This is a genomic window from Streptomyces tricolor, from assembly GCF_002155905.1.
Taxonomy (GTDB): Bacteria; Actinomycetota; Actinomycetes; order Streptomycetales; family Streptomycetaceae; genus Streptomyces; species Streptomyces tricolor.
Genome location: NZ_MUMF01000873.1, coordinates 1 through 1,029, shown reverse-complemented (window position 1 = coordinate 1,029; position 1,029 = coordinate 1). Strand labels below are relative to the sequence as shown.

The 1,029-nt window shown below is 77.0% G+C and carries 1 protein-coding gene; it reads left to right on the top strand.

Annotation, left to right across the window (positions count from 1 at the left end):
- Positions 1-967, top strand: a 967-nt coding sequence (locus CCN44_RS41020) for a hypothetical protein (protein ID WP_086704295.1), incomplete at its 5' end; no start/stop codon positions are given.
- Positions 968-1,029: the final 62 nt, after the last annotated feature.

The window sequence follows — 1,029 nt, the reverse complement described above, 5'->3', positions numbered from 1 at the left end:
CCCCTCCTACGACCCCGCCGGCCCCGACCACGCGCTGCGCGCCGCCCTCCAGGACCTGCGCACCGGCCGCTGGATGGCCATGCGCACCCTGCTCGCGGAGACCACGCAGTGGTGGCAGTGGACCCAGCGCACCCAGGTCCTGGCGGCAGCCGCGGCCGGCACCGACGTGGTGCGGGCCTGGCTCGCCGAGGACCCCGGCAACGTCCACGCGGTGGTGATGCACGCCCGGGTCGGCGTGGAGCGGGCCCTGCGCGCCCGGCGGGAACGGCACCGCCGTACCCACGAGTTGTGGATCGAGGCGTGGGACGCGGCGCAGACGGCCACCACGGCCGCCCCGCACGACCCGGTGCCCTGGGTGTGCCTGCTGGCGCTGGCCCAGCTCGATCCGGAGCAGCGCTGGGAGGAGCACCGGGCCGCCGCGCCGGAGCCGATGCTGCCGCCCGGCCCCTGGGGGCTGCTGGCCGAGGCCGGCAGGCGCGACCCGTTCAACCGCGAGGCCCACCACCGGATGCTGCAGTTCCTGTACGCGCGCGGTGGCGCGGGGCGGCTCGCGGAGGCCGCGGGGTACGCGCAGTGGGCCGCAGGCCAGGCCCCGCCCGGCTCCGCGCTCCACCTGCTGCCGCTGTACGTCCGGGTCGAGCGCTACCGCCGGGACAGCGGACACGACGCCGCGCTGGACCTGCACTGGGTGGCGGAGGAGGCGGCCCGCGAGGCACGGCGCGCGCTGCACTCCTGGTTCGAGCCCACGCCTCCCGCCGAGCGCGCGCTGCCGGACCTCAACCACCTCGCCCACGCCCTGTGGGGCTCCCTCCAGTTCCGGGACGCCGCCCGGGTGTTCGAGGCGATCGGCCCCTACTTCACGCCCCCGCCCTGGATGTACCGCACCCCGGACCGGGACCGAGCCGTGGAGGTCTTCGTGCAGGCCCGGGACCGCTGCCGGGCCGCCGCGGACGGCTCCCGCCCCTGAACGTCCCCGTCGCACCGTGCCCCTTCCCACCGCCCATCCCGGACTGTCCCGTATACACATCT